The sequence below is a fragment of the Sphingomonas astaxanthinifaciens DSM 22298 genome (assembly GCF_000711715.1).
Lineage (GTDB): Bacteria > Pseudomonadota > Alphaproteobacteria > Sphingomonadales > Sphingomonadaceae > Sphingomicrobium > Sphingomicrobium astaxanthinifaciens_A.
On sequence record NZ_JONN01000001.1, the window covers coordinates 581,267 to 607,784 of the forward strand.

24 protein-coding genes are annotated in these 26,518 nt (G+C 69.5%); 11 read left to right on the forward strand and 13 right to left on the reverse strand.

What is annotated here, in order from left to right:
- Nucleotide 1 precedes the first annotated feature (1 nt).
- The 4 genes from rapZ to BS69_RS0102935 are packed head-to-tail and all read right to left on the reverse strand — an operon-like array spanning nucleotide 2 to nucleotide 3,645.
- Nucleotides 2-937 (reverse strand): RNase adapter RapZ, encoded by a 936-nt coding sequence (rapZ, locus tag BS69_RS14145; protein ID WP_245605096.1) that lies wholly within the window; start codon nucleotides 935-937, stop codon nucleotides 2-4.
- Complete coding sequence (locus tag BS69_RS14150; RefSeq protein WP_029940488.1) at nucleotides 934-1,368, reverse strand: HPr kinase/phosphorylase; 435 nt, start codon at nucleotides 1,366-1,368, stop codon at nucleotides 934-936. The genes rapZ and BS69_RS14150 overlap by 4 nt, the downstream gene beginning before the upstream one ends.
- A complete protein-coding gene (locus tag BS69_RS0102930; RefSeq protein WP_245605097.1) occupies nucleotides 1,365-2,930 on the reverse strand; it encodes a sensor histidine kinase in 1,566 nt (521 codons plus the stop codon). Before BS69_RS0102930 ends, BS69_RS14150 begins: the two co-directional genes overlap by 4 nt.
- Nucleotides 2,923-3,645, reverse strand: coding sequence for a response regulator transcription factor (locus BS69_RS0102935; RefSeq protein ID WP_029940490.1), 723 nt, complete (start codon nucleotides 3,643-3,645; stop codon nucleotides 2,923-2,925). The genes BS69_RS0102930 and BS69_RS0102935 overlap by 8 nt, the downstream gene beginning before the upstream one ends.
- A 169-nt stretch (nucleotides 3,646-3,814) precedes the next feature.
- Here BS69_RS0102935 and BS69_RS0102940 point away from each other — a divergent pair, with 169 nt between their 5' ends.
- A complete protein-coding gene (locus BS69_RS0102940) occupies nucleotides 3,815-5,419 on the forward strand; it encodes a phosphoenolpyruvate carboxykinase (protein ID WP_425423517.1) in 1,605 nt (534 codons plus the stop codon).
- A 112-nt stretch (nucleotides 5,420-5,531) separates the two neighbouring features.
- The gene (locus BS69_RS0102945) at nucleotides 5,532-6,362 is read left to right on the forward strand and encodes an aldo/keto reductase (RefSeq protein WP_029940492.1); all 831 of its coding nucleotides are present in this window, start codon (nucleotides 5,532-5,534) and stop codon (nucleotides 6,360-6,362) included.
- Here the strand turns inward: BS69_RS0102945 and BS69_RS0102950 are convergent.
- The 3 genes from BS69_RS0102950 to BS69_RS0102960 are packed head-to-tail and all read right to left on the reverse strand — an operon-like array spanning nucleotide 6,359 to nucleotide 9,693.
- On the reverse strand, nucleotides 6,359-8,203 hold the full coding sequence (locus BS69_RS0102950; protein WP_037504346.1) for a DUF885 domain-containing protein: 1,845 nt from the start codon (nucleotides 8,201-8,203) through the stop codon (nucleotides 6,359-6,361). The genes BS69_RS0102945 and BS69_RS0102950 overlap by 4 nt on opposite strands.
- A 40-nt stretch (nucleotides 8,204-8,243) precedes the next feature.
- A complete protein-coding gene (locus tag BS69_RS0102955) occupies nucleotides 8,244-8,723 on the reverse strand; it encodes an NfeD family protein (protein ID WP_029940494.1) in 480 nt (159 codons plus the stop codon).
- A 4-nt stretch (nucleotides 8,724-8,727) separates the two neighbouring features.
- Nucleotides 8,728-9,693 carry an SPFH domain-containing protein gene (locus BS69_RS0102960; protein ID WP_029940495.1) on the reverse strand — a complete coding sequence of 322 codons (966 nt, stop codon included), beginning with the start codon at nucleotides 9,691-9,693 and terminating at the stop codon, nucleotides 8,728-8,730.
- Nucleotides 9,694-9,759: 66 nt separating this feature from the next.
- Between BS69_RS0102960 and BS69_RS0102965 the strand changes: the two genes are divergently transcribed.
- The 4 genes from BS69_RS0102965 (at nucleotide 9,760) to BS69_RS0102980 (ending at nucleotide 13,869) form a co-directional block, all read left to right on the forward strand.
- The gene (locus BS69_RS0102965; protein ID WP_029940496.1) at nucleotides 9,760-10,557 is read left to right on the forward strand and encodes an HpcH/HpaI aldolase/citrate lyase family protein; all 798 of its coding nucleotides are present in this window, start codon (nucleotides 9,760-9,762) and stop codon (nucleotides 10,555-10,557) included.
- A 37-nt stretch (nucleotides 10,558-10,594) separates the two neighbouring features.
- Nucleotides 10,595-12,073, forward strand: coding sequence for an IMP dehydrogenase (gene guaB, locus BS69_RS0102970; RefSeq protein ID WP_029940497.1), 1,479 nt, complete (start codon nucleotides 10,595-10,597; stop codon nucleotides 12,071-12,073).
- A 114-nt stretch (nucleotides 12,074-12,187) separates the two neighbouring features.
- Complete coding sequence (locus tag BS69_RS0102975; protein WP_029940498.1) at nucleotides 12,188-13,342, forward strand: RsmB/NOP family class I SAM-dependent RNA methyltransferase; 1,155 nt, start codon at nucleotides 12,188-12,190, stop codon at nucleotides 13,340-13,342.
- Entirely contained in the window at nucleotides 13,339-13,869 is a 531-nt protein-coding gene (locus BS69_RS0102980) for a tetratricopeptide repeat protein (protein ID WP_245605098.1), read from the forward strand. The genes BS69_RS0102975 and BS69_RS0102980 overlap by 4 nt, the downstream gene beginning before the upstream one ends.
- Here BS69_RS0102980 and rsmA read toward each other — a convergent pair.
- From rsmA to BS69_RS0103000, 4 genes are all read right to left on the reverse strand, one after another.
- The gene (gene rsmA / locus BS69_RS0102985) at nucleotides 13,856-14,695 is read right to left on the reverse strand and encodes a 16S rRNA (adenine(1518)-N(6)/adenine(1519)-N(6))-dimethyltransferase RsmA (protein ID WP_245605099.1); all 840 of its coding nucleotides are present in this window, start codon (nucleotides 14,693-14,695) and stop codon (nucleotides 13,856-13,858) included. The two genes, BS69_RS0102980 and rsmA, sit on opposite strands and share 14 nt — an antisense overlap.
- On the reverse strand, nucleotides 14,679-15,680 hold the full coding sequence (gene pdxA, locus BS69_RS0102990; protein WP_029940501.1) for a 4-hydroxythreonine-4-phosphate dehydrogenase PdxA: 1,002 nt from the start codon (nucleotides 15,678-15,680) through the stop codon (nucleotides 14,679-14,681). The genes rsmA and pdxA overlap by 17 nt, the downstream gene beginning before the upstream one ends.
- Nucleotides 15,681-15,717: 37 nt before the next feature.
- Nucleotides 15,718-17,058, reverse strand: a complete 1,341-nt coding sequence (locus BS69_RS0102995; RefSeq protein WP_029940502.1) for a peptidylprolyl isomerase — start codon at nucleotides 17,056-17,058, stop codon at nucleotides 15,718-15,720.
- Nucleotides 17,059-17,136: 78 nt separating this feature from the next.
- Nucleotides 17,137-19,380 (reverse strand): LPS-assembly protein LptD, encoded by a 2,244-nt coding sequence (locus BS69_RS0103000; protein WP_029940503.1) that lies wholly within the window; start codon nucleotides 19,378-19,380, stop codon nucleotides 17,137-17,139.
- 145 nt (nucleotides 19,381-19,525) lie between these two features.
- Here BS69_RS0103000 and BS69_RS0103005 point away from each other — a divergent pair, with 145 nt between their 5' ends.
- The 3 genes from BS69_RS0103005 to ndk all read left to right on the forward strand — a co-directional run bounded on the left by BS69_RS0103005 (nucleotide 19,526) and on the right by ndk (nucleotide 22,040).
- Complete coding sequence (locus tag BS69_RS0103005) at nucleotides 19,526-20,998, forward strand: leucyl aminopeptidase (RefSeq protein ID WP_029940504.1); 1,473 nt, start codon at nucleotides 19,526-19,528, stop codon at nucleotides 20,996-20,998.
- Nucleotides 20,999-21,101: 103 nt separating this feature from the next.
- Nucleotides 21,102-21,539 carry a DNA polymerase III subunit chi gene (locus BS69_RS0103010; protein WP_029940505.1) on the forward strand — a complete coding sequence of 146 codons (438 nt, stop codon included), beginning with the start codon at nucleotides 21,102-21,104 and terminating at the stop codon, nucleotides 21,537-21,539.
- Nucleotides 21,540-21,617: 78 nt separating this feature from the next.
- Nucleotides 21,618-22,040, forward strand: coding sequence for a nucleoside-diphosphate kinase (gene ndk / locus BS69_RS0103015; protein ID WP_029940506.1), 423 nt, complete (start codon nucleotides 21,618-21,620; stop codon nucleotides 22,038-22,040).
- Nucleotides 22,041-22,121: 81 nt separating this feature from the next.
- Here ndk and BS69_RS0103020 read toward each other — a convergent pair whose 3' ends face one another.
- The gene (locus BS69_RS0103020) at nucleotides 22,122-22,445 is read right to left on the reverse strand and encodes a ribonuclease E inhibitor RraB (RefSeq protein ID WP_029940507.1); all 324 of its coding nucleotides are present in this window, start codon (nucleotides 22,443-22,445) and stop codon (nucleotides 22,122-22,124) included.
- A 457-nt stretch (nucleotides 22,446-22,902) separates the two neighbouring features.
- Between BS69_RS0103020 and BS69_RS0103025 the strand changes: the two genes are divergently transcribed.
- Together BS69_RS0103025 and BS69_RS0103030 are read left to right on the forward strand one after the other, a co-directional pair.
- Complete coding sequence (locus BS69_RS0103025) at nucleotides 22,903-23,292, forward strand: DUF2231 domain-containing protein (protein WP_211248102.1); 390 nt, start codon at nucleotides 22,903-22,905, stop codon at nucleotides 23,290-23,292.
- Complete coding sequence (locus BS69_RS0103030) at nucleotides 23,289-24,623, forward strand: PQQ-dependent sugar dehydrogenase (RefSeq protein WP_029940509.1); 1,335 nt, start codon at nucleotides 23,289-23,291, stop codon at nucleotides 24,621-24,623. The genes BS69_RS0103025 and BS69_RS0103030 overlap by 4 nt, the downstream gene beginning before the upstream one ends.
- Here the strand turns inward: BS69_RS0103030 and BS69_RS0103035 are convergent.
- Complete coding sequence (locus BS69_RS0103035) at nucleotides 24,620-26,506, reverse strand: winged helix-turn-helix domain-containing protein (RefSeq protein WP_029940510.1); 1,887 nt, start codon at nucleotides 26,504-26,506, stop codon at nucleotides 24,620-24,622. The two genes, BS69_RS0103030 and BS69_RS0103035, sit on opposite strands and share 4 nt — an antisense overlap.
- Between the last annotated feature and the right edge of the window lie 12 nt (nucleotides 26,507-26,518).

Below are 26,518 nucleotides of genomic sequence, written 5' to 3' on the forward strand. Positions count from 1 at the left end.
TCTACTGGTCTCTTGGTCCTTCAACGCGCTCCTGGCCCGTTTCGAGAGAATCATCGGGGCGGAGGCCTAGGTCTCGATGCCGGATATTCGGCGAAAAGCCGCGTGCGCGCAACCGTTCTGCCATGGCGAGCGCGCCGGCGACCGAACGATGTCGCCCGCCGGTACAGCCGAAGGCGATCCCGACATAGGTCTTGCCCGCGTCCCAGTAGCGCGGGAGGAGGAAGGCCAGCAGTTCCTCGGTGCGGGTCATGAACTCGTCCCAGCCGTCCTGCGCGGCGACGAAATCGGCGACGGGCGCGTCGGCGCCGGTCAGCGGGCAAAGCGCGTCGATCCAGTGCGGATTGGGCAGGAAGCGCAGGTCGAAGACGAGGTCCGAGGTGCGGCTGATGCCGCGCGAGAAGCCGAAGCTGGTGATCGTCACCACCAGTTCGTCGCCCTCGTCCCCGTAGCGGCGGCGAAGCTCGTCGCGCAGGTCCGCGGGCTTGAGGTCGGTCGTGTCGAGTACCGAGTCGGCCGCGAGGCGGAGCGCCGCGGTGAGGTCGCGCTCGCGCCCGATCCCGTCCTCGGGCGGGCGATCGGGACTGAGCGGATGGCGCCGCCGGGTCTCGGAATAGCGGCGGATGAGCTCGGCCCCGGTCGCGTCGAGATAGAGGATCTCGGGCCGGACGCCGGGGATCGACTGGAGCAGCCCCGGCAACGAATGGGGGTCGAAGCCGCGGCTGCGCGCATCCATGCCGACCGCGACATGGGCGGTGCGGTAAATGCGGTCGGAGCCCGTGACGAAGTCGTGGAGCAGGGCGGTCGGAAGGTTGTCGACCGTGTCCCAGCCCATGTCCTCGAGCGCGTCGAGCACGGTCGACTTGCCCGCGCCGGACATGCCGGTGACGAGCAGGAGGCGCGGCACCCGAGCCTGGGTCGAGCGCCGCGTCCCGGTCACTTGAGGCCGAAGCGGTCGAGCGCCAGCGCCACCTTGGACGGGGCGGAGGCGGTAAGGGCGTCGATGCTGATCAGCGGAACGCTCAGCCCGCAGATGACTCGTTCGCGCGAATCGTCGGGCATGCGCTGGACGTCGCTGGTCAGTTCGACCGCCATCGCCACCGGCACGTCCTCGGTGACGGCCATTGGGACGATTCCCAAGCCCCGGATCTCGAGCTTGCCGCGAATGCTCGCGGGTGCGCTTGCGTAGAGGCGGTCGCCCCGCTTCTGGACCACGGTCTGGTCGTCGGCGACGAGGGTGAAGCCGCGGTCGATCAGGCGCAGCGCGAGGTCGGACTTGCCCGAGCCCGACAGGCCCGAAATCAGCACCGCGCGGCCGTCGATGGCCACCGTGCTGGCGTGCAGCGTCTCGTTCGAGAGGCGGATGTTCATGCCTCACGCCCTTCCGCCGGCGCGGCCGGCAGGCGGATGGTGAAGCGGGCGCCCGAAGGCGCGTCGTCGCGGTCGGCCACGTCAATCTCCCCGTCATGGCCCTTCACGATCGCACGCGCGATCGCAAGGCCGAGTCCCGAGTGACGACCGAAATCGTCCCCCTCGGGCCTTACTGAGACGAAGCGGTTAAAAATGGCTTCGCGAACCTGCGCGGGAACGCCCGGGCCCTCGTCGTCGATCCGGATCCGCACCTCGTCGCCGACATGCGCGACCGCGACCTCGACGAGGCCGCCGGCGGGCGAGAAGCTGATCGCATTGTCGATGAGGTTGTCGATCGCGCGGGCGAGGCGGCTGGGCTCGCCGAGCACGATCGCCGAGGCGGCGCGCGGGCGGGCGAAGGCGATTCGCACGTCGCCGGTCAGCCGGCGCTGCTCCCAGCCTTCGCAGATCTGGCCGACGAGCGTGCCGAGGTCGACCGGTTCGAACGCCGCGCGGGCGAGCTCGGCATCGGTCCGGGCCGCCTCGCCGATGTCGCCGATCAGCCGGTCGAGCCGAAGCACGTCCTGGCGGACGACGTCAAGCAGCTGGCGGCGCAGGGCGGGATCCTCGATCCGGTCGAGTCCGTCGACCGCGCTGCGGAGCGAGGCGAGGGGGTTTTTCAGCTCGTGGGTCACGTCGGCCGCGAACGCCTCGATATTGTCGATCCGCAGCCGCAGGGCCTGGCTCATGTCGCTGACCGCACGGGCGAGCAGGCCGATCTCGTCGCGCCGCTTGGTGAAGCGGGGGACGCGCACCTCGCGCGAGCGGCCGAGCCGGACCCGGTGCGCGGCGAGCGCCAGCCGGTGCAGCGGCCGGGCGATGGTCCGGGCAAGGAAGAAAGAGAGGAGGAAAGAGACGAGTGCGGCGGCGAACAGCCCGGTGGCGAGCTTGGCGCGCTCCTCGCGGACTGTGCGGGTGAAGTCGCGGTCGTTCGAGGTGACCAGCAGCACCCTCTCGCCCGGGACCGCGATCGCCGAGGAGATGACGGGGGTGAGGTCGGGGGCATTGCGGACCGCGCCGCTCATCCCCGGGCCGCGCTTCGCGGCGAGCGCTTCGGGCCAGCGCTGCAGCCGGTCGTCGGCGGGCTCGGCGAAGTCGGCGAGCTGGGGCTGGCCGACCAGCGCGTTGAAGCCGCGGTCGAGCGCGCGGGCGATCGCCTTGGTCCAGGGCTGGAGCGCGGGATCGCGCAGCCGGTAGGTCGGGCCGGTCGCGGTCCAGCTGTCGCTCAGCCGCGCGCCGTCTGGACCGTAGAGGCGGAGCCTGGCCCCCGTCATCCGGCCGACCGAAGAGAGATAGGGGTCGATGTCGCCGGGCGCCATGCGCGCCACCGCGCCCGCGGCCATTTCGGCGATATTGGCGGTCTGCGCCTCGCGCTCGGCGCGCAGCTGGTTGCGGAAGCTGTCGAGGAACAGCAGCGCCAGCGCCAGCACGAGCAGGATGATGAGATTGACCGCGAGGATCCGCCGCGACAGCCGCCAGCGCAGCTGCCCGCCGAGCCGGGCCTTGCGATAATCGTCAGCCATCGCTGAACCGGTAGCCGACGCCATAGAGGGTCTCGATCGCGTCGAAGCCGGGATCACTGGCGCGGAACTTGCGGCGGATCCGCTTGATGTGGCTGTCGATCGTCCGGTCGTCGACGAACACGTCCTCCTGATAGGCGACGTCGAGCAGCTGGTTGCGGCTCTTTACCACGCCCGGGCGCTGGGCGAGCGCCTCAAGGATCAGGAATTCGGTGACGGTGAGGGTCACCGGCTTGCCCGCCCAGCTCACCTGGTGGCGAGCGGGGTCCATCGTCAGCCGCCCGCGCTCGATCACCGCGGGGGCGGGCTCGTCGCCGGGCGTGGCGACGTTCCGGGCCATTTCGGCGCGGCGCAGGATGGCGCGGATGCGGGCGACCAGCAGCCGCTGGCTGAAAGGCTTGGCGATATAGTCGTCGGCCCCGGCGGCGAGCCCGTGCGCCTCGTCCTGCTCCTCGTCCTTGGAGGTCAGGAAGATGACCGGCATCGCCGCCGCCGCGCCGCCGTTCGAGCGCAGCGCCGCCAGCAGCGAGAGCCCGTCCATCCCCGGCATCTTGATGTCGAACACGCCTAGATCGGCCGGATTGTCGGCCAGTGCCCTCAGCGCGGTCGTGCCATCGGGATAGAGTCGGGTGACGAAGCCCTCCGCCTGCAAGGCGATCGAGACCGAGGTCAGGATGTTGCGGTCGTCATCCACCAGCGCGATGACCGGGCTCGTCATGGTCTGGTCCCGTAGCCCAACCGCCCCGACCGCTTCAAGGCGGGGCACCCGGTTTGACCCGGGCAACCTTTTTCGCGCATAGGCGCTTCATTCAACGCATACGTATGCGGCGGCGGCCCCGGTGTCTGGGTGAGCCGCCGCTTGAGCATGAGCGAAAGGGGTAGAAGTGGTGACCAGGGTTCCTTCCTTCGGGCTGGAGGCGCAGGGCATTTCCGCGCCCGCGAAGCTGCACTGGAATCTGGTGACCGCGCCGCTGTACGAACAAGCCGTCCGCCGCGGCGAAGGCCTGATCGCCAAGGACGGGCCCCTGGTCGTCAAGACCGGCGCGCATACCGGCCGCAGCGCGCAGGACCGCTTCATCGTCCGCGACGCGACCACCGAGGAGACCATCTGGTGGGGCAAGTCGAACAAGCCGATGGATCCCGCGGCCTTCGACCGCCTGCACGAGGACTTCCTCACCGCGCTCGGCCAGAAGGACGAACTGTTCGTCGCCGACCTGTTCGGTGGCTCGCAGCCCGAGCACCGGGTCCGCGTCCGCGTGATCAACGAGCTCGCCTGGCATAACCTCTTCATCCGCACAATGCTGGTCCGGCCCGAGGCCGACGAGCTGGCCGGCTTCGTTCCCGACTACACGATCATCGACCTGCCGAGCTTCAAGGCCGATCCGGAGCGCCACGGCTGCCGCTCGGAGACGGTGATCGCGATCAACCTCACCAAGAAGCTGATCCTGATCGGCGGCACGCAGTATGGCGGCGAGATGAAGAAGAGCGTCTTCGGCCTCCTCAACTATCTCCTGCCGCAGGACGGCATCATGCCGATGCACTGCTCGGCCAATATCGGCCCCGACGGCGACACCGCGGTCTTCTTCGGCCTGTCGGGCACCGGCAAGACCACGCTCTCGGCCGACCCCAACCGCACGCTCATCGGTGACGACGAGCATGGCTGGTCGGACACGGCGGTCTTCAACTTCGAGGGCGGTTGCTACGCCAAGATGATCCGCCTGTCGGAAGAGGCCGAGCCCGAGATCTATGCGACCACGCGCCGCTTCGGCACGGTGCTCGAGAATGTCGTGATCGACGAGGAAACGCGCGAGCTCGACCTCGACGACAACAGCCTCGCCGAGAACAGCCGCGGCGCCTATCCGATCGACTTCATCCCCAACAGCTCCGAAAAGAACATGGGGCCGGTGCCGCAGACGATCATCATGCTGACCGCCGACGCGTTCGGCGTGCTGCCCCCGATCGCGCGGCTCACCCCCGACCAGGCGATGTTCCACTTCCTGTCGGGCTATACCGCCAAGGTCGCCGGCACCGAGATCGGCGTCACCGAGCCCGAGGCGACCTTCTCGACCTGCTTCGGCGCGCCCTTCATGCCGCGCCACCCGAGCGTCTACGGCAACCTCCTCAAGGAGCGGATCGCCAGGGGCGGGGTGACCTGCTGGCTGGTCAACACCGGCTGGACCGGCGGCAAGTACGGCACCGGCAAGCGCATGCCGATCAAGGCGACCCGCGCGCTTCTGAACGCCGCGCTCGATGGCAGTCTCAACGATGCGGAGTTCCGCAAGGACCCCTATTTCGGCTTCGAAGTGCCGGTCGCAGTGCCCGGCGTCGACAGCGCGATCCTCGATCCGCGCTCGACCTGGGCCGACCAGGGCGAGTTCGACCGCACCGCGGCCAAGCTCGTCGACCTCTTCTGCGACAATTTCGAGCAGTTCGCCGAGCATGTCGAGGAAGGCGTCCGCCAGTGCGCGCCGAAGGTGACCGAAACCGCCTGAGGCTTCATGTCCGGCTGACATGAGGGCCTGCCCATCCGCTCGCGCGGACGGGCGGGCCCTTTTGCTTGTGGCGTCCGTTGGAGGGCTTTCCCGACGCGAAAGGCCATTCGACGTGAAGACCGTGACATTGCCCGGCGGCGAACAGGTTCCGATGCTCGGCCAGGGCACGTGGATGATGGGCGAGCGGCCGGACCGGCGGGCCGAGGAAATGGCGGCGCTAGAGCTCGGCGCCGACCTCGGCATGACCCTGATCGACACGGCCGAAATGTATGGTGACGGCGCGGCCGAGGAACTGATCGGCGAGGCGCTCGGCCACCGCCGTGACGACCTTTTCCTCGTCAGCAAGGCCTATCCGCACCACGCCTCGCGCAGCGCGCTGCCCCGCGCCTGCGAGGCGAGCCTGGCGCGGCTCGGCACCGACCGGCTCGACCTCTATCTCCTCCATTGGCGCGGCTCGGTCCCGCTCGAGGAGACGGTCGAGGCGATGCAGGCGCTGAAGCAGGCCGGCAAGATCCGCCACTGGGGCGTCAGCAACCTCCATACCGACGACATGGAGGAGCTGGTCGAAGCCGGCGGTGCGGCCTGCGCGACCGACCAGATCCTCTACAATTTGACGCGCCGCAGGCCCGAGCAGGCGCTGATGCCGTGGCTCGCCCGGCACCAAATCCCGGTCATGGCCTACAGCCCGGTCGAGCAGGGCCGCCTGATCGACCATCCGCAGCTGGCGGTAACGGCATCGCGGATGGGAGCGAGCCCGGCGCAGGTCGCGCTCGCCTGGGCAATGCGCAGCGGCGATGTGATCGCCATTCCCAAGGCAGGTTCGCCAGCCCACGTCCGCGACAATCGCGCCGCCGCCGACCTCGTCATTCCCGACGACGAGCTCGCCGCGCTCGACGCCGCCTTCCCGGTCCCGGCGCAGCCGGTGCCGCTCGAGATGCTCTAGGCGCGGCCGCCCTTGCCGCGGATATATTCGCCGACGTTGAGGGCGAGCACGTCCATCGGGACATTGCCACCGAGCACCACCGCATCGTCGAAGTCGCGCAGGTCGTAAGCCGACCCAAGCGCCGCCTGCGCGCGCTCGCGCTGGCGGACGATCGCCTGGTGGCCGATCTCGTAACCGCAGGCCTGGCCCGGCCAGCTGCAATAACGATCGACCTCGCTCGCCACCTCGAGCGGATTGGAGCCATTGCGTTCGACGAAGAACTGCACGCCCTGCTCGCGGGTCCAGCGCTTGGCGTGGAGCCCGGTGTCGACCACCAGCCGGCAGGCGCGGAAGGCGATCGACTGGAGATAGCCGAGGCGTCCGGCAGGAAAATCGTCGAACACGCCAAGCTCGTCCGCCAGCTGCTCGGCGTAGAGCGCCCAGCCTTCGCTATAGGCATTGAAGGCGAGGAGGGTGCGGATGAGCGGCAGCTGGAAGGTGTATTCGCCCTGCCAGACGTGCCCGGGAATGGCCTCGTGGTGGGCGAGGTCGGGAAGGCTCACCCGGCTGTGGAGGTCGGTGGTGCGAAGGTTGATCCAGAACTTGCCCGGGATCTTGCCGTCGGGCGAACCGGGCCCGCCATAGGCGCCGGGCGCGCCGGGCTCCTCCTCGGGAGGCAGGCGCTTCACCTCGAGATTGCCCTTCACCAGCGTGCGGAAGGCGCGCGGCAATTCCTTGCGGATGATGCCCAGCCGCTCCTGGATGAAGGCCATGATCTGGGCGCGGCCGGGATCGCCGTCCGCGAACTTGTAGCGCGGGTCGACCGCCAGCGCGCGCATCCGCTGCCCGACCGAACCTTGGGCGAGCCCGAGCTGGCGCAGCAGCGGGTCCATCCGCGCGTGGAGCGCGTCGAGCGTCGAGAGGCCGAGCTGGTGGATCTCCTCGGGCGTCATTGCCGTGGTCGTGCTGGCCCGGAGCGCCCAAGAATAATAAGCATCGCCGCCCGGCCGCGCCCACATGCCCGCCTGGTCGGTCGCGCGCGGGCGCTGGCGGCGAAGCTCGGCGATCTGGCGCTGGAGGGCGGGCGCGACCTGGCCGGTCGCAATGGCCCGGGCGCGCCGGTCCCAGTCGCCGGCGATGCCCTTTTCGCGGGTCCGGCGAACGAGGCTCTCGACCAGCCCGCCGCCCTTGGCCGCATCCTCGGCCGAGCGGCTCATCTGGGTGATCGCCTTGTCGATCAGGAAACCGGGCGGGACGAGTCCCTTGGCCGCGGCGTCCTGCATCCGGGCCAGTTCGCCGTCGAGTACCGCGGGATATTGGGCGAGCCGCGAAACATAGGCCTCGGCATCCTCGCGGGTCTCGATCAGGTGATCGGTGTCGAGGAAGCGCGGCACGTCGAGATAGGCGCCGGTATTCTGGATCACGACATAGGGCGTGTTGCGCCAGCCCCCCACCGCGACGTCGCCATAGGGCAAGGCGAAGCCTTCCAGCGCCGTGCGATAGGTCGAGCGGATGACCTCGAGCGTGGTCCGGGTCGAATGGTCGAGCGCGGCGAAGTCGGCGCCGTCGAGCACGGCCAGGTCCTCGCGCAGCCCCGCGGCATAACGCGCCTGGCCGGCCGGACTGCGGTCGCCGAGCTGGCCCTTCAATGCCCCCCAGCGACCCTTGTCGACATTGTTCGAGCTCGCCGCCTCGGGATTGAAGCGGAGGAATCGGTCGGTGATCCGGTCGATCAGCGTATCGGTTTCGGCCTTGCCGAGCGGCCGCTTGCCCCCGGTGACGGTGCCCGGCGTGGCGCAGGCGGCGAGCGCGGTGGTCGAAGCGGCGGCGGCAAGCGCCTGGCGGCGGGTGAGGGCGGTCATCAAATCCTCCGTCGCCCCGGCGCAGGCCGGGGCCTCAGCGTTACACGGCGCTGCCCGAGGTCCCGGCCTGCGCCGGGGCGACGTTAGGGGAGGGGCGCACCATCAGGCAATTGCCTTCGACACCGACGATCTCCACCCGCTCGCCGGGGGCGGCCGGCCCACCGCGCGCGCTCCATTCGCTGTCGCCGAGCCGGACCCGGCCGTTGTGGTCGTCGATCGTGCTCACTGCGACCGCCGTCCGGCCGACCAGCGCGCCCGAGCGGTCGTTGAGATGCCTAGCCGAGCTCGGCACCGGCCGGTTCGCATAGACCTTGCGCCCGAAATAGACCGCCACCGCGGTGTAGATGGCGAACAGGGCGAGCGCGGGCGCCAGCCCGAAGTCGAACAGTAGCACGAACAGGCCGGTAATCATCGCGGCGACGCCGATGAACAGCAGGAAGAACCCCGGCGCGACCACCTCGGCGATGAGCAGCAGGACGCCGCCGATCAGCCACCACCAGCCCTGCGCGATCCCGTCCATCGGCTCAGGCCTGCGGGATGCCGGGAACGACCCGCGGCTTGGCCGGCGCGGGCTTCTCGGGCGCATCGCTGAATGCCGCCTTGGCGAGCTCGCCGATCCCGCCGAGGCTGCCGATCAGCTGGGTCGCCTCGACCGGGAAGAGGATGGTCTTGGCATTGGGACTGTCGGCGAACTTGCCGAGCGCCTCGACATACTTCTGGGCGATGAAATAATTGATCGCCTGGGTGTTTCCGCCGGCGATCGCGTCGCTGACCGACTTGGTCGCCGCCGCCTCGGCCTGCGCCGCGCGCTCGCGTGCCTCGGCCTCGCGGAAGGCGGCTTCCTTCATCCCTTCGGCCGAGAGGATCTTGGCCTGCTTCTCGCCCTCGGCGCGGAGGATCTCGGACTGGCGCATGCCCTCGCTCTCGAGGATCGCGGCGCGCTTCTCGCGCTCGGCCTTCATCTGGCGGGTCATGGCGTTGACGATGTCGGCGGGAGGGCGGATGTCCTTGAGTTCGACGCGGGTGATCTTCACCCCCCAGCTTTCGGTCGCATGATCGACCACCTGCAGCAGCCGGACGTTGATCTCGTCGCGCTTCGACAGGGTCTCGTCGAGGTCCATCGAGCCCATCACCGTGCGCAGGTTGGTGGTCGAGAGGGCGAGGATGGCGGTGTAGAGGTCGCTCACCTCATAGGCCGCCTTGGCCGGGTCGAGGACCTGGAAGAAGACCACCCCGTCGACAGCCACCATGGCATTGTCCTTGGTGATGATCTCCTGGCCCGGGATGTCGAGCACCTGCTCCATCATGTTGATCTTGCGCCCGACGCGGTAGAAAAAGGCGGGGACGAAATTGAAGCCCGGCTCCGCGACGCGGATGAAGCGACCGAAATGCTCGATCGTGTAGCGATAGCCCTGGTTGACGATCTTGATGCTCATCATGACGAAAAGCACCGCAAACACGGCCACGAACAACAGGAACGTCTCGATCATGTTTTCCCCCAGCGGAACAGGCCCGCATCATGCGCGCGCGGCGGGCCCAAGCGAAGCGAAATCGGCATGACGGCGGGCCTGTTCGGCAGACCGGCGGTGCTGTTCCTGCCGGCCAACCGGGCGAGCGCGGTGGCCCGCGCGCGGGAGAGCGGCGCGGACCTCGTCATCCTCGACCTCGAGGATGCGGTCGCCCCCGCCGACAAGGAGGTGGCGCGCGCTGCGGCGGTGGCGGCGGTGGCCGAGCCCTGGCCCTGCCCGGTCGCGATCCGCATCAACGGGGTCGGCTCGCGCTGGCACGTCGGCGACCTCGAGGCCTTGCGCGACGTCCGCTGCGATCTCGTGGTGGTGCCCCGGGTCGAGCGGCGCGAGGCGATCGAGGAAGTGAAGGTGATCGACCATCTCCCCGTCGCGGCGATGATCGAGACCGCGAAGGGCGTGCTCGCGGCGTCCGACATCGCGTCGCGCGCGGCGGCGCTGATCGCCGGCACCAACGACCTGCGCGCCAGCCTGCGCCTGCCCGACGGGACGAACCGCGCCCCGCTTCAACTGGCGCTGCAGACCATCGTGCTGGCGGCCCGCGCCAACGGCATTCCCTGCTTCGACGGGGTGTTCAACAAGCTCGACGATCCCGAAGGGCTGGCGGCGGAGGCGGCCGAAGGAAGGGCGCTCGGCTTCGACGGCAAGACGCTCATCCATCCGGGCCAGATCGCCGCGGCCAAGGCCGCCTGGACTCCGACCCCGCAAGAGCTCGCCCGCGCCGAGCGGCTGGTCGCGGCGGCGAGCGGCGGCGCCCAGCGCTTCGAAGGCGAAATGATCGAGCGGATGCACGTCGAGGCGGCCGAGCGATTGCTCGCCAGTCGCTAGGACTTGCCGAATCGCGCTCCACCCGCCAATTGCGCGCATGGCCGACCTTCTGAACGCTCCCGAGATCCCGCTGGGCCTCACCTTCGACGACGTCCTCCTCCAGCCGCTCGAATCGAGCGTGCTGCCGAGCATGGCGGACACCTCGACCCGCCTGACCCGCGGGATCGAGCTCAAGATCCCGCTCCTGTCCTCGGCGATGGACACCGTGACCGAAGCCGACATGGCGATCGCCATGGCGCAGCTGGGCGGCATCGGCGTCCTCCACCGCAACCTGACCGTCGAACAGCAGGCTGATGCGGTCCGCAGCGTGAAGCGCTTCGAGAGCGGGATGGTGGTCAATCCCTTCACCCTCGCGCCGGACCAGACGCTGGCCGACGCGCTCGAGCTGATGAAGCGGCACAAGATCAGCGGCGTGCCGGTGGTCGAGCATGGCGGCAAGCTGGTCGGCATCCTCACCAACCGCGATGTCCGCTTCGCCGAGAACCCGCGCCAGCCGGTCAGCGAGCTCATGACCCGCGACAATCTCGCGACCGTCTCGCCCGGCACCAACCGGCAGGAAGCCCAGCGCCTCCTCCACCAGCGCCGGATCGAGAAACTGCTGGTCGTCGACGACGCTGGCCGCTGCGTCGGCCTCATCACCGTCAAGGATATCGAAAAGGCGGTCGCCTCGCCCAACGCCACCAAGGACGCCGAGGGCCGGCTGCGGGTTGCCGCCGCCTCGACCGTCGGTGACAGCGGGTGGGAGCGCAGCCAGGCGCTGATCGACGCCGGGGTCGACTGCATCGTCATCGACACCGCGCACGGCCACAACATCGACGTCGCCCGCGCGGTCGAGCGGGTGAAGGCGGCCTCGAACAGCGTTCAGGTGATCGCCGGCAACGTCGCGACCGCCGAGGCCGCCAAGGCGCTCGCCGACGCGGGTGCGGACGCGATCAAGGTCGGGATCGGTCCGGGCTCGATCTGCACCACCCGCATCGTCGCGGGCGTCGGGGTGCCGCAGCTGACAGCGATCCTCGGCGCCAGCGCCGCGGCCAAGGCGGCGGGCGTGCCGGTGATCGCCGACGGAGGTGTCCGCACCTCGGGCGACATGGCGAAGGCCCTGGCGGCGGGCGCGTCGAGCGTGATGGTCGGCTCGCTCCTCGCGGGCACCGACGAGACCCCCGGCGAGACCTTCCTCTACCATGGCCGCGCCTACAAATCGTATCGCGGCATGGGGAGCCTCGGCGCGATGAGCCGCGGCTCGGCCGACCGCTATTTCCAGCAGGACATCAAGGACACGATGAAGCTCGTGCCCGAGGGCATCGAGGGGCAGGTCCCCTACAAGGGCCCGGTCCGCGACGTCGTCCACCAGCTGGTCGGCGGGGTGAAGGCGGCGATGGGCTATACCGGTTCGCGCACCATTCCCGAGCTTCAGAGCCGCGCGCGCTTCGTCCGCATCACCAATGCGGGCCTCAGCGAAAGCCACGTCCACGACGTGTCGATCACCCGGGAAGCGCCCAATTACCCGACGCGGTAGGGGCAGCGCTGGACAGCTCGTTCGTCCTGAGCGTAGTCGAAGGACCTTGGACCAGCGCCCTTCGACTACGCGCTTCGCGCTTCGCTCAGGACGAACGATCATGGCGACATCGGCATGACCCCCGCCGCCCGGGCCCAGGCCGCGATCGAGATCCTCGATTCCGTGATCGCCTCCGCGCGGGACGATGGCGCGCCCGCCGACGCGCTCGTCTCGGCCTATTTCAAGACCCGCCGCTATGCCGGATCGAAGGACCGGCGCGCGGTGCGCGAGCTTGTCTTCCAGGCGATCCGTCACGCGGGCGAGACCCCGGCGAGCGGCCGCGCGGCGCTGCTCCCGCTGGCGGCCGAGCTGTTCGATGGCAGTCCGCATGGTCCCGCCGTCCCGACCGGGGGCGAGCCGCGCGCCGTGCCCGGCGTCGTGCCCGAGTGGCTCGTCCCCCTGCTGTCGCCGCTGGTTGCCCCCGCCGAATGGCCCGCGCTGACCGAGCGCGCGCCGCTCGACCTGCGCGCCAACCTCGCCCGCACGACCCGTGACGCCATGGCGGCGCATTTCGGCGCCGAGCCGACCCCGCTCAGCCCCTGGGGGCTGCGCCTTCCTCCCGACGCCGCGGTCAGCGCCGATCCCGTCTTCGCGGACGGCCTCGTCGAGGTGCAGGACGAGGGCAGCCAGCTGATCGCGCTCGCCTGCGAGCCCGCGGACGGCCGGACCTACGTCGACCTCTGCGCCGGGGCAGGGGGCAAGGCACTCGCGCTCGCCAGTGCCGCGCCGACCGCCCGGGTCATCGCCTGCGACACCAACCTCCAGCGCCTGCGCAAGCTCGCTCCCCGCGCCGAGCGGGCCGGGGCGACCGTCGAGACCCGGTTGCTCGATCTTCCCCGCGAGGCCGAGGCGCTGGCCGATCTTCACGGCCAGGCCGATTGCGTGCTGGTCGACGCGCCCTGCTCGGGTTCGGGCACCTGGCGCCGCAATCCCGAGGGGCGCTGGCGGCTGACCCCCGAGCGCCTAGGCCGCCTCACCGCCTTGCAGGCGCGCGTCCTCGACCTCGCCGCCCCATTGGTGAAGCCCGGCGGCACCCTCGTCTATGCGGTCTGCTCCCTGCTGGCGCGCGAAGGGGCGCAGCAGGCCGCGGCCTTCCTCAGCCGCCATTCAGCATTTTCGCCTATGGATATCGGTCTGGACGTCGGGCGTTCGGATGGGGTGGGCCGGCTTCTCACCCCGGGACACGACCGAACCGACGGCTTTTTCATCGCGCGGTTCCGGTCTACATGATCGGTTCCGACTGGAAGGATGTGCTGATGCGCCTGTTGCCGATTGCTGTTGCCTTGGGAATTGCAGCGGCGACCATTTCCAGTTCGGGCGGCACGCAGGTGCTCGACGCGCAGCTCAATCCCCAGTCGCTCACCTGGCAGAAGGCGGGCGAGGCCGCGCTTGCCGCGGGCAATTTCCAGGCCGCCGACGACGCGCTCGAGACCGCGCTCGTGCTCGATCCGCGCAATCGCGGCGCCTTCGTCGCGCTCGCCCGCGTCGCGCAGCGCCAGAAGCTCTACGGCCAGGCGATCCGCATGACCGCCAAGGCGCTCGCGCTCGAGCCCAACGACACGGTCGCGCTTGGCGTCCAGGGCGAAGCCATGGTCGAGCAGGGAGCGGTGGCCCGCGCCCAGCAGAATCTCGCCAAGATCCGCCAGCTCTGCGGCGCCAAGCCCTGCGCGCCCGCGACCTCGCTTGCCGCCGCCATCCAGCGCGGCCCCGCGCTGGCGGTGAAGAGCGAGACCCCGACGGCCCCTAAGAAGAACTGAGCGCAGCGGCCAGCGCGATCCATTCGGCGACGCTGACCGTCTCCGCCCGCCGCTCGGCCGCGATGCCGAGGCTGGCGAGCGCGTCGAGCGCATCGGGGACGCCCTTCAAACTCTGCCGCAGCATCTTGCGCCGCTGGCCGAAGGCGGCCGCCGTCAGCCGCTCGAGCACCGCATGATCGACCCCCTCGGGCGCGTCAGCCGGCACGATATGCACTACCGCCGAGGCGACCTTGGGCGGCGGGACGAAGGCGGAGCGGTGGACGGGAAGCGCAATTCGCGGGCTCGCCCGCCACTGCGCCGCGACCGCAAGCCGGCCATAGGCCTCGTCGCCGGGCCCCGCGACAATTCGCTCGGCGACTTCCTTCTGGAACATGAGGGTGAGGCTCGCCCACCACGGCCGCCACTCGGCCGCCAGCCAGCGCAGCAGCAGCGCTGTTCCGACATTATAAGGGAGGTTGGAGACGACATGCGCGCCGCGTCCGACCAGCGCCTCCTCGTCGATCCGCAGCGCATCGTCCTCGAGCACGGTCAGCCGGCCGGGGAAGAGGTCGCCGAGCTCAGCCAGGGCCGGGATGCAGCGCCGGTCGCGCTCGACCGCCGTCACCCGCGCGCCGGCATCGAGCAAAGCGCCGGTCAGCCCGCCGGGACCGGGGCCCACCTCGTAAGCGGCGGCATCGGTGAGGTCGCCCGGGATGGCGGCGATCCGCGCGAGCAGCTGGCGATCGAGCAGGAAATTCTGACCCAGCGCCTTGGTCGCGGTCAGGCCATGGCGGGCGATCACCTCGCGCAGCGGGGGAAGCGCGGTCACCTCAGCCGTTGAGCGCACGATAGCGCGCGCAGCTCGCCGCCATCCGGATCGCGGCCGCCATCGCGCGCGGGTCGGCGCGGTCCTCGCCGGCGATGTCGAAGGCGGTGCCGTGGTCGGGCGCGGTGCGGACGATCGGCAGGCCCAGCGTCAGGTTCACGCCCTCCTCGAAGTGCAGCGCCTTCAGGGGGATCAGTGCCTGGTCGTGATACATGCAGAGCGCGGCGTCATAGCGGGCGCGGGCGCTGGCATGGAACATGGTGTCGGCCGGAAGCGGTCCCTCGACCAGCCAGCCCTCGGCCCGAAGCGTTTCGATCGCCGGGGCGATCAGCTCGATCTCCTCGCGGCCGAGCGCGCCATTCTCGCCGGCATGCGGGTTGAGCCCGGCCACCGCCAGCCGCGGCTCCTCGATCCCGAACTGGCGCTGGAGTCCGCGCAGGGTCGCGCGCGCCCGCGCCTCGATCAGCGCCGGGCTGAGCATGTCGGGGACGTCGCGCAACGCAACATGGGTGGTGACCGGCACGGTCCGGAGCGTCGGGCCGGCGAGCATCATCGCGACATTGCCCGGCGACACCCCGCAGCGCTCGGCGACGAACTCGGTCTGGCCGGGATGGGTGAAGCCGATCGCGTAGAGCTGGTGCTTGGCGACCGGTCCCGTCACCACCGCCGCGCAGGAGCCCGAACGGGCGAGCCCGACCGCCAGCTCGAGGCTGTCGAGGCTGCAATGCGCCCCGGCGGTGGTCGGCTGGCCAGCAACGCTGGCCCCGGCGGCGGCGACCGCGAGGAGGGGGAGGCCCTGGTCGAACGCCGGGGCCACCTCGCGCGGGTCGGTGACGATCGCGATCGGCCCGTCCCAGATCTCGGACAGGCTGCGCGGATCGCCGACCGCCACGAAGGGCGGGAGGCCGAGCGCGTGGCGGCTGTCCCAGCATTTGGCGACGACTTCGGGACCGATCCCGGCCGGGTCGCCGAGCGACACCGCGAGCGGGGGCAGGGGCGAATTCATGGTCTGCCCCTAGCGCGCCCGCTCGGGCTCGTCACCTTTAGCGATAGTCGATGATCGCGTCGCGGCGCAGGTCGCGCAGGTAGCGGCGGGCGCGCATGTTGACCCGCTCTTCCTGGAGCTGGGCATAGACTGCGTCGGGATTGGGCGCATTGCCGCCCTGGTCCTCGTCGCGGCCGCAGATGACCAGCACGCGCACGCCGTCGTCGATGCTGCCGAACGGGCGGGTCGCCTGGCCGACCTGCATCGGCATCATCATCTGCTGGAGCGCGGGCGGGAGATCGCGCAGCTTGACCTGGTCCGACTGGACGACATCGCCCTTGAACTCGGCCGCGACCTTCTCGGCGCCGCCGCAGCCGCCGATGTTCTGCGCGGCCGCCGCGAACTTCTGCAGCGTCGGGTCGGCCGCCGCGGCGGTGGTGCCCTTGGGGAAGCTGATCGAGACCTGCTTCAGCGACAGCACGGCGTTGCGCGGGTCGGCGGTCAGGATCTTGCGGCTGTCCTGCACCGCGACGATCGAATAGCCGCCGGGCAGCGCGATCGGCTGCGACAGCTGGCCCGGCGCCATCGAGCGGATGGTGTTGGCAAGCTGGTCAGGCAGCTGCTCGGGCCGGACCCAGCCGAGGTCGCCGCCGACCGCCGCGGTCGAGGCTTCCGAATATTGGCGGGCATAGCCGGCGAAGCTCGCGCCCTGGCGCAGCGCCTCGACGATCTTCTGGGCGTTGGCGGCGACTTCGGCCTGGTTGGCCGGCGTCGCGGCGAGGAAGATCTCGCCGACGCGATATTCCTGCGCACCCTTGGAGGCGTTGAGCCGATCGATGACCGCCTTCACTTCCTCCTCGCCGACGCTGACCTGGCTCTCGATCTTCTGGCGCTGGAGTCGCGACCAGGCGATCTCGCCCTCGATCTGTCGGCGGATCGAGCGGATCGAGCTGCCATTGGCCTTGAGATAGTCGGCGAGCTGCGCCGGGGTGCGCTTCACGCCCTCGGCGACGCGCGCGACGGTCTTGTCGATGTCCGCGCTGCTGACCGAGATGTCGGCCTGCTTGGCGGCCTGGATCTGCAGCGTTTCGTCGATGAGGTTGCGCAGCACCTGGACCCGCAGGCGCTCCTGCTCGGTCTCGGGGATCGGCTGGTTGTTGGCAATCGCCAGCAGCTGCATGCGCTGGTCGATGTCGGTCTGGGTGATGACCTCGCCGTTGACGATGGCGCTGGCCTTGACGACCGCCGGGATCGGCTTGCCATAGACGTTGAGCGTCTCGGGCAGGTTGAGCGGCGCGGTGCTGTTGCGGGCGGCCGGCGCCGGCGCGTCCTGGGCCAGCGCGGCACCGGCGAGCCCCGCCAGCGCGACCGTCGTCAGAAAGCTCTTCACGTTGCCCATGGGGGTCGTTCAATCCCTTGTTATCGAAAGCTATTCATCGGCCCTGCACGTGTCGCGCTTAACCGCTGATGAGCGCTCTTAGCGTTTCAGGCCCTTGAGCGACAGGCGGAAACTGAAGGTGCTCCCCTCGGCCCGGTTGCCGAGCCGCTCATAGTCGCGCCGCCAGCTGATCCCGAACGATAGGCAGTCGTCCTCATAGTCGAGGCTGAGGCGGTGGCGGACCGAGTTGATGCCGTCGGCGAGGCTGAGCGGATCCTCGTTGCTGTTGGTGAGGTCGAGCACGGTCGCCCCGAACACCGACCAGAAGCGGCTGAACTTCCACCGGCCCGCAAGCCGCAATTCTTCCTTGTCGCGCAGGTCCTCGACCGCGGCGTCGACATTGCGATTGAGCCGCAGATAATCGATCCGCGCATAGGTCTCGGTGGTACCGACGGTGAGGTCGACCTCGTTGCGGCGGACCGAGAGATTGTCCTTGTCGAGCCGGAAGCGGTGGGTGAGGTCGATGAACCGCCCGACCTTGAGGCGGGTGCGGCCGACGAAATCGCTCCAGCGGTCGGTTAGGCCCGTCCCTTCCGGGAAGATCTGCGCGTCGCGGTTGAGGCGATAGGATTGGCCGACGTTGCTCGACACCGACCAGCCCGGCCGGTCGAGGTTCCAGTCGACGCCATAGGTGATGCGGCTTCCGTCCTCCCACCGGTCGTAGCCGGGGAAGCGGTTGATCGCGAACAGGTTGCTGTCTTCGAGGTCGACCGAGCGGCTGTCCTCGTTGGGCAGGCTGATGTTCGCGGTCGGCGGGGTCAGGACCAGCTGGACCCGCGGGGTCAGCCGCTGGATCCCGCCGAGGAAGTTGCCCATCAGCGGCCAGCGCACCTCGGCCGCGGCGGCGGTAATGCCGCGGGTCTTCCAGCCCGATTCGCCGCGATAATTGACCGTGGTGGTGAGCTCGTTCTCGTCGCTGTGATAAACGTCGCCGCGGGCATAGCCCGTCAGCAGCAGTTCCTGCCCCCAGTTGGTCAGGCGCCGAAGGTCCCAGCGCGCCGAGAGAAAGGCGCGCTGGCTGTCCTGGCCCTCGCGGCGGAGCACGGCGAGGCTGTTCGCCTGCAATTCGACCCGCCCGCCGAGGATCGGCTCGCCGAGCCGGATCCGCGCGTCGAAGGCGGGAAGGGCGATCGGGATCCGCTTCTGGATGTCGTTCTGGCGCAGCCCCTGGAAGGCCCAGCCGGCGAGGCTGATGTAGCTGTCGGTGTCGATCCGCTCGAGATCGAGGAAATTGCGGAAGCGGTCGTCACGGTTGAGGTCGTAGAAACGGGCGACCGTCTTGTCGGTGGCGAGACGGACCTGGCCCGTCAGGCTCCACAGCGGATCGAACTGGAGCTTGCCATTGCCCTCGACATAGGCGCGCACGCCCTTGTCGTCGCGGGTGTCGTCGTAGCTCGTCGTGTCGCCATAGGTGACGAAGGCGCCAAGCGAGAAGGCGCCCAGGCGATTGAGGTCGCGGTAGCGCGCCTCGAGCGCCGGATTGACCGCGCTGTAGACACGCGGGGTGAGGGTGAGGTCGCGGTTGGGCCCGAAGCGCAGGTAATAAGGCGTCTCGAGCTCGACCCCGCGGCGGCGGCTGTAGCGGATCTCGGGCGGGAGCGCGCCGGTATAGCCTTCGCCGCCGCTGCCGGTGCCGAGGCTGAAGACCGGGAGCAGGGGCAGGCTCACCCCGAACAGCTCCAGCCGCCCGCGTTCGAAGCTGACCCTCTGCGCCTTCTGGTCGTAGCGCACCCGCGCGGCGAGGATCCGCCAGCTCGGACGCTTGGGGCAGCCGCCGACGGTGGTCACCGCGCAGGGCGAATAGACCGCATTGTCGAGCGTGGTGACGTCGCCGGTCCGGACCGCCTTGTCGGCAGCGATCCGCCCGCCGCTCTCGAGCACGACGAGGAGGTTCTCGACCGTCGCGTCGCGCAGCTCGTCGGTCAGCACCACCCGCTCGGAGATGAGCTTGTCGCCCTCGGGCTGGACCACCACCACGTTGCCGGTGGCGAGGACCTCGCCGGTCTTGCGGTCCCAGCGGACCTGGTCGGCGGCGACGAAGGTGCCGCGGCGATTGACCCGCACCCGGCCGGCGGCGACCACCACCTCATTGTCGTTGTCGTAACTGACGCTGTCGGCGCTGAACGCAATCTCGTTCTCGCCCGCGGCGAGCGTGCCCGCCGCGGCGTCGCTGGCCGGAACCGGGACCGGCGCAGGGCTCAGCGCGACGTCCTGCGCCATCGCCGGCGCTGCAAGCGCGAGGACCAGCGGCAGCGCAGTCCAGCCCGTGACGCCCGTTCGCACCTTGTTTGTCCGCCCTGATCCGCTTCGCTTAGGAGAAGACCCGCCTATTGCAGCTTGGCGCGAAGGGGGCAACGGGCTTGGCAGTCCGGCCCCGGCGGGCCTAAGGACCGGCGCGAACCCTCATTCTCGCCAGGTGAATGTCCCCATGCAGATCCGTTTCGCCGACCAGCTTCCCTCCGGTGCCTATGCGCTCGTCCTGCCCGTCGCCGGGCCTGAGCGGACCAATCTCGCTGCGCTCGGCGAAGCCCGTGCGGCGGTCGAGGCGTCGGCGCGCGGCCAGCGCTTCGAGGGCGAGGCGGGCGGCGTCGCCGAGACCTGGATCGGCGGCACGGGCGGCGCGCAGGTCCGCCGCCTGCTCCTCGTCGGGACCGGCAATGGCAGCGATGGCGTCGCGGCCGAGAAGCTCGCCGGCACCGCGGTTGCCCGGCTGCTGACCTCGGGCGAGCGCAGCCTCGTCATCGATCTGACCGGCACCCGCTTCGACGCCGACGCCGCGGCCCGCCTCGCGCTGGTCGCCGCGGCGCGCGGCTGGCGCTACGACCGCTATCGCACCCGCCTCAAGGACAAGCAGAAGGTCAGCCTCGAGGAAGTGGTGATCGTCGGCGCCCCGACCGGGTCCGAGGCGCGCTACACCGAGCGCTATGCCGCGGTGCTCGACGGCCTCAAGCTCACCCGCGAGCTCGTCACCGAACCCGCCAACATCATCTACGCCGAGACCTTCGTCGAGCGCGTCAGGAAGGCCGCAGAGGGCAGCGGCCTCGTCATCGAGGCGCTCGACGAAGCGGCGATGAAGAAGCTCGGCATGGGCGCGCTCTTGGGCGTCAACCAGGGTTCGATCCGCGAGCCGCGCCTGCTCGTCATGCGCTGGAACGGCGGCAATGACGGCGACACCCCGCTCGGCCTGATCGGCAAGGGCGTGACCTTCGACACCGGCGGCATCTCGATCAAGCCCGCGGCGGGCATGGAAGCGATGAAGTGGGACATGGGCGGCGCGGGCGCGGTCGCGGGGGCGATGATCGCCATCGCCAGGCGCAAGGCCAAGGCCAATGTGATCGGCTTCTGCGGCCTCGTCGAGAACATGCCCTCGGGCAGCGCGCAGCGTCCGGGCGACGTCGTCACCTCGCTGAACGGCCAGACGATCGAGGTCATCAACACCGACGCCGAGGGCCGCCTCGTGCTGGCCGATGTCATGACCTACGCCCAGCGCGAACATGGCGTGAAGAAGATGGTCGACCTTGCGACCCTCACTGGCGCGATGCTGATCGCGCTCGGCCACGAGCATGGCGGGCTCTTCTCCAACGACGACGGCCTCGCGGGCGAGCTCGCCGCGGCGGGCGCCGAGACCGGTGACAAGCTCTGGCGCATGCCGCTTGGCGATGCCTATGACCGGCTGATCGACAGCCCGATCGCCGACATCAAGAACGTCGGCCCGCGCGAGGCCGGCTCGATTACCGCCGCCCAGTTCCTCCAGCGCTTCGTCGAGGAAGGGACCGTCTGGGCGCATCTCGACATCGCCGGCACCGTCTGGAGCGACAAGCCCGGCACCAGCTTCGACAAGGGCGCGACCGGCTTCGGCGTCCGCCTGCTCGACCGCTGGGTGGAGAATGTCGCGGGGTGAGGCCGCGCTTTCCCATGTCGTTCGCCCTGAGCGAAGTCGAAGGGCGACTGCGCCATCGTGCTTCGACGTCGCTTAGCACGAACGAGCTTGGGCGCTTTCCTCAATGAAGGTCGACTTCTACCAGCTCGGGGACACCCCACTCCACGAGGTCATCGCCAGCCTTGCCGGCAAGGTCCTCGACGGCGGCGAGCGGCTGCTGGTGGTGATGAGCGACGAGAACCAGCTCGGCCGTCTCGACCGGCTGCTGTGGGACGAGGGCGAGACGAGCTTCCTCGCCCACGGCATCGCGGGCGGGGCCGACGACAGCCGCCAGCCGATCCTCCTCTCGACCACCCCCGAGCCCGCCAACCAGGCGCGCAACATCCTCCTTGCCGACGGCGAATGGCGCGAGGCGGCGCTGAGCTACGAGCGCGCCTTCCACCTGTTCGACGAGACCAGCCTCGCCGAGGCCCGCCTCGCCTGGAAGCTGCTCGCCGGCCGCGACGGGGTCGAGCGCCGCTACTGGGCGCGCGAGGACGGCCGCTGGGTCAACAAGGGCTGAGCCTTGCCTGATCGCCGCCTCCCCGCTAGGGGCGCGGCCAATCCCGACCAACCCCCAAGACAGGAGCCTCGCGACGCCATGGCGATTACGCGCACCTTTTCGATCATCAAGCCCGACGCCACCCGCCGCAACCTGACCGGCGCGGTCACCAAGATGCTCGAGGAAGCCGGCCTCCGCGTCGTCGCCTCGAAGCGCATCCACATGAGCCGCGAGCAGGCCGAGGGCTTCTACGGCGTCCACCGCGAGCGTCCCTTCTTCAACGACCTCGTCAGCTTCATGATCTCGGGCCCGGTCGTGGTCCAGGTCCTCGAGGGCGAGGACGCCGTGAAGCGCAACCGCGACATCATGGGCGCGACCAACCCCGCCAACGCCGAGCCCGGCACCATCCGCAAGGAGCTGGCGGAGTCGATCGAGGCCAATTCGGTCCACGGTTCGGACTCGGACGAGAACGCCAAGATCGAGATCGACTTCTTCTTCAAACCCGAAGAGATCGTCGGCTAAGCCGGCGCTTCGAGCCTGAAATGACAAAGCCCGCCGGAGCGATCCGGCGGGCTTTTTCGTGTCCGGCGCTCCCGGCCGGCCTCAGCAGGCCATGCACCCCCAGCCGTCGGCCTTCCCGCCATATTCGCCGGCAAGCGCGTCGAGCCGCTCCTCGGTCGCGGTGACGAAGGCGCAGGTTGGCACTACCGCGCCGGTGGTAACCGTCACGTCATAGGGGAAGCCGGGCTTGTCATAGGGCCGCACCACCGGCGAAAACCCCTCCGCATCCACCCTCCGGGCAAAGGCAATCGCGCCCTCGCGGGTCGGAAAGACATGGCTGAAATCCATCGGCCGGGGCCGGCGTAAGTCATCGCCGTTCGCCGCCATGTTCCGCAGGACTTCGGCATTTTCGTCGTAAAGTGACAAACGGTTTCTCCCCCTGTGCGCGTTTCATTGCGCGGGGCAGCTAGGGCGAATGTCTTAATGTCTGCTTTGGGTGGAAAGCGGACGCTTCAGTGCGCTGCGTTCGCGGCTACATCGGCATTGCCATCTCTTGAACCGTCAATCTGACAAACGGTGTTCGGGTCATCGTCGCGGCAAGCGGAAGTGTCTGAATACATGTCGCTGTCACACGCCGATGCCAGCCCCATGAGCAAGATGACGGCAACCTTCGTGCATTCCCTCACGGACATTCCCCTAAGTTTATTCGTTGGCCGAATGTCCGCAATGGGTCGAAAGCAGACATTCGTCCGCTCCACCCACACCCCTCTCGGAACCGCTTCCCCGCCCCGAACGTAGCGCCCTCATGGCCGACCAAGCACTCCGGGCGGGCGACGATCGCCCCCGCTCCACCGCCGCGATTTTTGGGCACCCCATCCATCCGATGTTGGTACCCTTTCCGATCGTCTGCTGGATCGGCGCGCTCGTCACCGACATCACTTATTCGCGCTCGGCCAACATCATGTGGGCGAACTTCTCGTCCTGGCTGCTGCTGGTCGGGCTGGTCATGGGTGGGTTCGCCGCGCTGGCGGGGATCATCGACTATTTGGGCGACCGCCGGGTCCGCAGCGGCGCGGCCAAGCTCCACGGCCTCATCAACATCACCGTGTTCGTGATCCAGATCTTCAACAGCTTCGTCCATGCCCGCGATGGCTGGACCTCGGTGGTCCCGACCGGCCTCACTTTGTCGGCGATCGCGGTGCTGCTGCTCGCGGTCAGCGGCTGGCTCGGCGGCACGCTCGTCTACAAGCAGGGGGTGGGAACGCCGCGATGATCAAGCAGACGCTCGCCACCACCGCCCTCGCGCTGGCGCTCGCCGCCTGCGGCTCGGCCAATGCGGTCAATCCCGACGACCTCGTCGGGCCCAATCCCAAGCTTCCCCCGATCCAGCAATATCTGCTGCCGCCGATGAAGATCGCGCCGCCGCAGGGCTGGAAGGACGGGCAGACGCCCAAGGCGCCCCCGGGCTTCACCGTCCAGGCCATGGCGACCAATCTCAAGAATCCGCGCTTCCTCTATCCTTTGCCCAACGGCGACATCATCGTGGTCGAGAGCCAGGGTCCCGGTCTCGAGGGGATCAACCGACCCAAGGACCTTCTCATGGGCTATTTCTTTGGGCGTGCGCATGGCGACGTGCCGGGCGAGGGGCCGTCCAACCGTCTCGTCCTGCTGCGCGACGCCAATGGCGACGGGATCGCCGAGGGCAAGTCGGTGCTGATCGACCACGTCGCCTCGCCCTTCGGCGTCGTCTACGCCGACGGCAATCTCTACGTCGCCAGCCACGAATCGGTGCTGCGCTACCCCTTCACGCCCGGCCAGACGCACATCACCGCCCAGCCGGTGCTGCTGACCGACCTGCCCGGCGGGCCGATCGACCATCACTGGACCAAGAGCCTGACCATCAGCCCCGACGGCCAGCGGCTCTATGCCACGGTCGGGTCCAACTCGAACATCGTCGAGAACGGGATCGAGGCCGAGCACAACCGCGCCGCGGTGTGGGAGATCGACCGTGCGACCGGCCGCGCGCGGGTCTTCGCAACAGGGCTCCGCAATCCCAACAGCCCGACCTTCTATCCCGGCACCAACACCTTCTGGGTGGTGGTGAACGAGCGCGACGAGATCGGGCAGAACCTCGTCCCCGATTACATGACGAGCGTGAAGGACGGCGCTTTTTACGGCTGGCCGTACAGCTATTACGGCCAGAACGTCGATCCGCGCGTCCGGCCGCAGCGGCCCGACCTCGTCGCCAGGGCGACCCCGCCCGACTATGCGCTCGGCCCCCATGTCGCCGCGCTCGGCCTGACGTTCTACACCGGTGCGAGCTTCCCCGCGCAATATCGCGGCGGCGCCTTCATCGGCGAGCACGGCAGCTGGAACCGAACCGAGTTCAATGGTTACAAGGTCGCCTTCGTCCCCTTCACGGGCGGCAAGCCCAGCGGCAAGCCGCAGGACTTCCTGACCGGCTTCACCGACGGCGAGAAGGTTTATGGCCGCCCGGTCGGGGTGGCGCAGGATCGCACCGGCGCGCTGCTCGTCGCGGACGATGCGGGCAACACCGTCTGGCGCGTCGCGCCGGCCGCGCAGCCGAGGGTCGCCAGCCGCTAGGCGCCGGCCCGTCCGAGCTTGCCGCACACCGGTTCGCCCGGCGGCCGGCAGAAGTCGGGCAGGCGGTCACGGCCCCAGTAAAGGAGCGCGCCCGTCCGTTCGGCCCAAGAGAAGAAACGCGGATCGGCTCGTAGCCAGGCCGCGGCGGGCGCTGCCAGCATGGGCTCCATGCCGAGATCGGGATCGTCCAGCCAGAGCGCTTCTTCTGCCGCCGGGGTGGGCGCGGTAACCCGGACGAACAGCCGATCGGCGACGGCGGCGGCCGAGCGGTCGTCGCGCAGCAAGTGCAAGGCGGTCAGGCAGAAGTTTGCCAGCAGATAGGCACCCTCGGGGTCGAGGCAGAGCGGTCGTAGCCGCACCATGTTACCCGCACGATAGGCGGCGAACATTGCGCCAAGGCGCATTCGGGTCGCGTCGAAGACGCCGTCAGGCACCTCCGCCAGCGCCTGCTCTCCGCCCGGCAGGTCGCCCCGAAGCGCGAAGCCCAGCAGGCGATCAGCGTAAATTCCGCTGTGCCGCGGCCACCAGCGCACCGCCTTGGCGAAGGTTTGCGCGGCTTCGTCGGTATGGCCGAGAACGATCGCCGTCCGGATCACCCGGCGCAGTTTTTGCGGGTGAAAGGGGTCGGACGCGAGGCCGAGCCGGGCGAATTGCGAGGATTCCTCGAACCGCCCGGAATCGAACAGCAGGCTGCTGAGGAAGACCGGCACGAACGGTGCATCGGGATCGGCGCGAAGCCCCGCCCGGAGCCGGTCTTCGCAGCCGCGCGCGAAGGTCGAGGGATGGAGAAAGCACCAAGGGGCGTGGGTGTCGCCGAAGTCGGGCGCCATGCGCAGCCCCCGATCCGCCGCCAGCCGTGCCCGGCGGACCGCCTCGGCCCGCTCCTCGCGCGGGATCGCCGGCAAGGCGAACGACGTGTCGAACGCGAGCGCGAGCTGGGTCATCAGGGAATTGGGCTGCGTCTCGGCCATCCGCTGGGCAATCCGGTAGGCGCCGAGCGGGTCTTGGTTGGCGACCGTGATCGCGATTTGCTTGAGCTTTTCGGCGGTGAAACCCGGGCTCTCGGACGTGCGCCGGTCGAGCACCATCAGCGCGAGCGCGCCGGTGAGGTTGCTCGCGATCTCGGCGCCGACCTGCTCGGGAAGAAGGTCCGCCGTCTTGGCCGGCGCCTCGTAGCGCCGCGAAAACATCAGCGTTCCGCTGCGCCGGTCGCGCACCTGAACCGTCGCGACGAAGGCCGCGCCCGTTCGGCGGACATCGCCGGCGATGACGAGGTCGGAGCGCGCCTCGTCGCCCGGCCCGGCCGGCGCCAGCAGCTGGCCGTGGAAGCTGCCCGCGACCAGCATGGTCGACAGCGCGCCCGTGGTCGCGGCGGCAAGGTCGGCGGAGTCGCGCTCCCCATTCGAGGTAAAGGCGCGCAGGGCAACCACCGGTGCCGTTGGATCGGTGCGCCGATGCGGCCAGAACCACCAGGCGGCGAGGGCCGCCAGCACGAGGATGAGACCGCCAAGGATCAGCGGCGTCCGGGAGCGGCGGGGAGGCTTCTCCTCGACCAGCCGGTAGCCCGCCTTGGGCACGGTCTCGATGGTGAAGCCGCCGACCCGCTCGGCGAAGGCGCGAAGCATCGAGATCGAGCGGTTGATGACGTCATCGCCGACGATCCGTCCGTCCCAGCAGCGCTCGACCAGTTCGGCGCGCGAGACGAGCTGGCCGCGGTGGGCGCACAAGGCGGCGAGGACCTTGAGGTTCTGCGGCTGGAGCCGCTCGCAGCCGCCGGGGAAGTGGGCCTCGCGCGTCGCCGGATCGATCGTGGCGCGGCCCGCCCGGAACGGAGGCTCCGGTTGGATTGGGCACGGCAGGCGAGCGGCGGTTCTTGCGTCCACGAGACCCCCGGC